Genomic DNA, 6,249 nt, shown 5'->3' on the forward strand with positions numbered 1-6,249 from the left:
GCGCGCTTTTACCGCGTCGGTGAACGGCTACCAGGGGGCAGCGTGTTGCGGCGGGTCGAGGTGTCGCACGTGGTGCTGTGGCGCAACAACCGCGAAGAGCGCCTGCTGCTCAAGCCGCCCGGTCGTCATGTGTTACCTGCCGGCCAAACGCCCGCCACACCGGCCCAGGCCACCTCCCTTTATCTGCGGCCCCTTGCCGAACAACCTTAGAGAAGCATCATGACCAGGCCCAACGTGTTCGGCATCGGCCGTCTTTTACTGTGTAGCCTTGTGCTCAGCACCGCGCTAGTGCAAAGCGATGTGCTGGCCGATGAGCCGTATTGGCAGTTGGCATTGAAAGACGCCGAACTGCGCGATATCGTGCAGGAAATGTCATCGGTGCTGGGCGCCACCATTGTGCTCGACCCTCGGGTGCAGGGCCGTATCACCGTCATATCTGAGGCGCCGCTGGACCGTGCCGGGGTGCGCGAGCTGTTTTACGCGGTACTGGATGCCCACGGTTTTGCCGTGGTCGACCAAGGTGATCGTTTATTGATCATTCCCGCTGCCGAGGCCAAAGCCCGCGCGGGCAACCCGGATGGCTCCGAGCAGGCCTTTGTCACCCAGGTCATCGAGCTTAATGCCAGCGTCGCGGCTGACGTGGCGGGCCTGCTGCGGCCCTTGGTATCGACCAACGGGTATGTCGGGCCTTCGGCGTCGGCCAATGCGTTGATCATTACCGACACCGCCTCCAATGCCCGGCGTATTGCCGAGCTGGTGCGCCAACTGGATGGCGGCACGCGCCATGACTATTCGGTGGTCGAGTTGCGCCATGCGCAGGCCAGTGATGTGGCCAAGGTCATGCAGCAGTCGCTGGGCAAAAAAGCGGAAGGGCCGGGCAGCCAGGTCATTGCCGATGCGTCGGCCAACCGGCTGGTGATTCTGGGCAACAAGGCGGTGCGTGAGCGCTTGAGCAAACTGGCGCATTCGCTGGACACACAGCCGACCCGGCAGTCCGAAAACTCGCGGGTCATTCGTCTTCGTCACAGTGATGCCAAACAATTGGCCGAGGTGCTCGATACCGTTGCCCAGGGCATGCAACAAGACACCGCGCTGGCTGGCGTTGCACAAAAGACCTCCGCCAGCGAGGTCATGGTGGCCGCCGATGAAAGCCAAAATGCGTTGGTGATCATGGCTGATCCGGCGAAAGTGCGAAGCCTGGAAAGCATCGTGCGCCAACTCGATCAGCCGCGCTCGCAAGTGTTGATCCATGCCGCCATTGTCGAAATCTCCGGCGACATTGTGAACACCCTGGGCGTGCAATGGGGGGTGAACAGTGGCAGCGTCCAGGGCGGTATCACCTTTCCGGGCACCAATATTCAGGTCGGCGCGCTCTCGGGGCCCGCTCCTGCGCTGCCCGAAGGGGCCGTGCTGCAATTGGGCGGTGACCGCTTCAATGCGTTGATCTCGGCGTTGGCCAGTGACACCAACAACAACGTGCTGTCCACACCCAGCTTGCTGACGCTGGACAATCAGGAAGCCGAGATTCTGGTGGGGCAAAACGTGCCCTTCAAGACCGGCTCCTACACGGGCACGGGCGATAGCTCGCAAAACCCGTTCACCACGGTGACCCGCCAAGACATCGGCATCAGCCTCAAAATCAAGCCGCACATCAACGACGGCAGCTCGTTGCGTTTAGAGGTTGCACAAGAAAACTCCGAATTGGCCCCTTCACTGCAAGGGGTGGATTCATCCGACCTGATCACCAACAAGCGCTTCCTGAAAAGCACCATCCTCGCCGAAGATGGCGAAATCATCGTCATCGGCGGCTTGATCAAAGACAGCGTGCGCACCCAGGTCAGCGGCGTGCCGTTGCTGCGCGACATTCCTTATTTGGGGGCGTTGTTTCGCTGGAGCAAAGATACCCACACCAAAACCAACCTGATGGTGTTTTTGCGCCCGACCATCGTGCGCAGCAAACATGATATTCGCGAGATCAGAGAAGACCGCTACAACGCGTTGCGAAACCTCAGCCAGCCATCGTCCAAAGACACTAACTCGTTGCTGCTGCCCAGCGACCCGCACCAGATGTTTGACGGCAACCTGCAAGACCCGAACGCCGTCGATCTGCGCCGTCCCGAGGCTGCCCGCCCATGAACCAGCCGCCGGTGCGCTTGCCTTATAGCTTTGCCCGGCGTTTCGGGGTGCTGCTGGACACCTCGACCCAGCCTGCAAGCCTGCTGATACGCAGCGACACGCCGCTGACCGTGCTGGCCGAAGTGCAGCGCCGGGCGGGCGTAGAGGTGCACGTGCAACGGGTATCGGATGCACACTTCAACGAGCGTCTTACCCACAGCTACAGCGCCGGGCAAAGCGCGGCCGAGCAAGTGGCGCAAGGGCTCGACAGCGAGCTCGACCTGATGAGCGTGGCCGAGCAAGTGCCGCAAACCGCCGACCTGCTGGAGCAGGAGGGCGATGCACCGATCATTCGTTTGATCAACGCGCTGCTGCGTGAGGCTATGCGTGAAAAAGCCTCGGATGTGCACCTGGAAACCTTCGAGCATTACCTGTCGGTGCGCATGCGCATCGATGGCCAACTGCGCGAAGTGCTGCGGCCCAAACGTGAGCTGGCGAACTTGCTGGTGTCGCGAATCAAAGTCATGGCGCGCCTGGACATCGCTGAAAAACGCGTGCCGCAAGACGGCCGCATCAGCCTGCGATTGGCCGGGCATGAAGTCGATGTGCGCGTCTCAACCTTGCCTTCGGCCCATGGCGAGCGCGTGGTGATGCGCCTGCTCGACAAACAGGCCGGGCGCCTCGACCTGCAATGCCTGGGCATGCCCGCAGCCACCCTGAGCCGCTTTGAACACATCCTGGCCCGGCCCCACGGGATTTTTCTGGTCACCGGGCCCACCGGCTCGGGCAAAACCACCAGCCTGTATGCCGCGCTCAGCCACCTCAACGCGCCGACCCGCAACATCCTGACCGTCGAAGACCCGGTGGAATACCACCTGCCGGGCATCGGTCAGACGCCGGTCAACAGCAAGGCCAACATGACTTTCGCCCGTGGGCTGCGGGCGATTTTGCGCCAGGACCCGGACGTGGTCATGGTCGGTGAAATCCGTGACCACGAAACCGCAGACATCGCCGTACAAGCCTCGCTCACCGGGCACCTGGTGCTGTCGACCCTGCACACCAACAGCGCAGTGGGCGCGGTCACCCGCCTGGTCGACATGGGCGTCGATGCCTACTTGCTGGCGTCTTCGCTGGTTGGCGTACTGGCCCAGCGCTTGTTGCGCACCCTGTGTGCCGACTGCAAAACCCCGTATCGCGCCGACCCGCTGCAATGCCAGCGCCTGGGGCTCGATCCACAGGCTGGCATCACCTTGTACCAGCCGCAGGGCTGCCGCCAGTGCCAGCAAGGTTATCGCGGGCGCACCGGGATTTACGAACTGGTCGGCATCACCCCGGCACTGGCCGAGCTGATTCATCAGGGGGCCAGCGAGCCGGATCTCATACGCGTGGCGCGCGAGCACGCTCCCAGCTTGTTTCAGGACGGCCAGCGCTTGGTGATCCAGGGCCTGACCAGCTTTGACGAACTGCTGCGCGTGACCTTGGAGGACTGAGCATGCCGACCTTTGACTACCGGGCGCAGGACGCCAACGGGCGCAACTGCCGAGGCCAGCAAGAGGCCGACAATGCCCGGCATGCGCGGCAGTTATTGCGCGAGCGCGGTTTGCGCCCGAGCCAGTTGAGCGAAGCCAGAACACACCGTGCAACGCGTTCGCGGGGGCGGCTGGGCGTTACGGATCTGGCCCTTGTCACGCGGCAACTGTCGACCTTGATCCATGCCGGTTTACCCCTCGAAGAAGCCCTGGGCGCGGTGGCGGCGCAGAGTGCCAAGCGCCATGTCAGCAGCGTATTGCTCGCGGTGCGTAACCGCGTCACCGAAGGCCATGCCTTGGCGACGGCGCTGTCAGCGTTCCCTCGGGCCTTCCCGGAATTATTTCGCGCCACCGTGGCGGCGGGCGAGCGCAGCGGCCATTTGGGCCATGTGCTCGAGCAGCTCGCCGACTACACCGAAGCCCGCCATGCCTCGCGCCAGAAGATCCAGCTGGCGCTGGTGTACCCGCTGATTTTATTGATTGCCTCGTTCGCCATCGTCGGCTTTCTGCTGGGCTATGTAGTGCCGGATGTGGTCAAGATTTTCGTCAACAGTGGCCAGCCGCTGCCCGTGCTGACCCGGGCGATGATCGCCCTGAGTACAGGGTTGCGTGACTACGGCTGGCTGTTGTTGCTGCTGGTGCTCGCCGCCCTGGGTGCGGCGCGTTGGGCGTTGCTGCAACCAGCCTTGAAGCTGCGCTGGCATGCGCTGCTGCTCAATGTGCCCATGGTCGGCGGGGTGCTGCGCGCCATGGAGGCGGCGCGTTTTGCCAGCACCTTGTCGATTCTGGGCAAAAGCGCCGTGCCGTTGGTGGATGCCCTGGAAATCTCGGCCACGGTGATCGCCAACCTCGCCATTCGCCACCGCATGCTCGATGTCGCCCGCACCGTACGCGAAGGCGCAACGCTGGCCAGCGGTCTGGAACGCAGCGGCGACATCCCTCCGATGATGCTGCACCTGATTGCCAGCGGCGAACGTGCCGGCGAGCTGGACAGCATGCTGGCGCGGGCCGCCGAACAGCAGGAAAAAACCCTCGCAGCGCGCATCGCGCTGGTGGTGAGTTTGTTTGAACCGATCATGTTGGTGCTGATGGGCGGCGTGGTTTTGCTGATCGTCATGGCCATCTTGTTGCCGATCCTTAGCCTCAATCAACTGGTGAATTGACCGATGAATACCCTTCGTACATCAACTCAACGTGGCTTTACCCTGATTGAAATCATGGTGGTGGTGGTCATCATCGGCGTGCTCGGCGCCATTGTCGTGCCGCAGTTCATGAGCCGCCCTGACCAGGCCAAAGTCACCGCGGCGCACACCGACATCCAGGCCATCAGCACCGCCCTGGAAATGTACCGCCTCGACACCTTCAACTACCCCTCGACCCAGCAAGGCCTTGAAGCCTTGGTGACTCGCCCGTCGGGCACGCCGCTGGCGAAAAACTGGAACCCGCAGGGTTACCTCAAAAGCCTGCCGGTCGATCCTTGGGGCACTCCGTACCAATACCTCAACCCCGGCAGCCACTCGGCCGGGTATGACCTGTTTTCCTTTGGCGCAGACGGTGTGCAGGGCGGCGAAGGCTTTGCCACAGACATTGGCAACTGGAGCAACTGAGGCATGCGCGATTCATCGCTTGGCTTCACCCTGATCGAACTGATGGTGGTGATCGTGATGATCGGCGTGCTGGTCTCAATGGTGCATATCAGCCAGGGTGACAAACGCGCCCGCGATGCGCGGCAAGAAGCGCAGGTCATGCTCGCCCTGATGCAGGGCCTGCGCGAAAAGGCCGTGCTGGAAGGGCAGGAATACGGTCTGCGACTGGAACCCGAAGCCTATCAACAGATGCGCCTGCAAGGGACAACCTGGCAGGCCATCGAAGCGCCAGTGAAACTACCCCCCGGTGTGCAATTGACCCTGGTGCTGGAGGGGCGTGTGCACCGCCTTGGCGCCGGTGAACACACCCCGCAACTGCTGTGGCTCAGCAGTGATGAAAACACCCCCTTTGCCCTGCACTTTGAGAGCCCGCCGCTGCGCTGGCAGAGCCTCTACAGCGATGGCCTTGGCAACCCGTTGCTCGAAGCGTCCGAGGTCACGGATGCGCACTGAAAAAGGCTTTACCTTGCTGGAAGTGATGATCGCCCTGGCCATTTTCGCGACCCTGGCGGCGGCGGTCATGTCGGCCAGCCAATACGTCTTGGGGCAAAGCGCCCGGGTCCAAACCCGGCTGTTGGCGGGCTGGTTGGCCGACAATCATCTGAGCGAGCTGCACCTGCAAAGCGCGACCCTGGCCATGGGTTCAAAAACCCTCAACCAGCGTTTTGCCCAACGCGAGTGGCGCCTGTTTCAACACATCGCCAGCGAACCCGACACGGGCCTGTTACGGGTGGAGTTGAGCGTCAGCCCGGCGGGCAGTGATCAGGCATTGCTCAGCGTGACGCACTGGCTGGCGCGCAACCATGACTAAACCGCAAGCGGGCTTCACCTTGCTCGAACTGGTGATCGCCATCGCCATTTTTGCCTTGCTTGGGGTGGCCTGCTGGCGGCTGTTTGACGGCGTGCTGCGCGCCGAACGCAGCAGCAGCGCCCACGAGCAAACCTTGCGCGGCTTGCAG

General features: G+C 62.6%; 7 protein-coding genes and 1 pseudogene. All 8 read left to right on the forward strand.

Annotation, left to right across the window (positions count from 1 at the left end; genetic code table 11):
* Positions 1–210 (forward strand): annotated as a pseudogene (locus GHO41_RS29940) (hypothetical protein); the annotation flags it as partial.
* Between the two features lie 9 nt (positions 211–219).
* On the forward strand, positions 220–2,136 hold the full coding sequence (gene gspD / locus GHO41_RS28195; protein WP_153435250.1) for a type II secretion system secretin GspD: 1,917 nt from the start codon (positions 220–222) through the stop codon (positions 2,134–2,136).
* The gene (gspE, locus tag GHO41_RS28200) at positions 2,133–3,605 is read left to right on the forward strand and encodes a type II secretion system ATPase GspE (RefSeq protein ID WP_153391178.1); all 1,473 of its coding nucleotides are present in this window, start codon (positions 2,133–2,135) and stop codon (positions 3,603–3,605) included. The genes gspD and gspE overlap by 4 nt, the downstream gene beginning before the upstream one ends.
* A 2-nt stretch (positions 3,606–3,607) precedes the next feature.
* Positions 3,608–4,807, forward strand: coding sequence for a type II secretion system inner membrane protein GspF (gene gspF, locus GHO41_RS28205; protein WP_153391179.1), 1,200 nt, complete (start codon positions 3,608–3,610; stop codon positions 4,805–4,807).
* Between the two features lie 3 nt (positions 4,808–4,810).
* Entirely contained in the window at positions 4,811–5,251 is a 441-nt protein-coding gene (gene gspG / locus GHO41_RS28210) for a type II secretion system major pseudopilin GspG (protein ID WP_153435251.1), read from the forward strand.
* Between the two features lie 3 nt (positions 5,252–5,254).
* Positions 5,255–5,743, forward strand: a complete 489-nt coding sequence (gene gspH, locus GHO41_RS28215; protein WP_153435252.1) for a type II secretion system minor pseudopilin GspH — start codon at positions 5,255–5,257, stop codon at positions 5,741–5,743.
* The gene (gene gspI / locus GHO41_RS28220; RefSeq protein WP_048366699.1) at positions 5,733–6,101 is read left to right on the forward strand and encodes a type II secretion system minor pseudopilin GspI; all 369 of its coding nucleotides are present in this window, start codon (positions 5,733–5,735) and stop codon (positions 6,099–6,101) included. The genes gspH and gspI overlap by 11 nt, the downstream gene beginning before the upstream one ends.
* Positions 6,094–6,249 (forward strand): prepilin-type N-terminal cleavage/methylation domain-containing protein (locus GHO41_RS28225; RefSeq protein ID WP_153435253.1); only part of this gene is annotated, 156 nt, incomplete at its 3' end. The genes gspI and GHO41_RS28225, both read left to right, overlap by 8 nt.

The sequence above is a fragment of the Pseudomonas sp. FSL R10-0399 genome (assembly GCF_009600165.1).
Taxonomy (GTDB): Bacteria; Pseudomonadota; Gammaproteobacteria; order Pseudomonadales; family Pseudomonadaceae; genus Aquipseudomonas; species Aquipseudomonas helleri.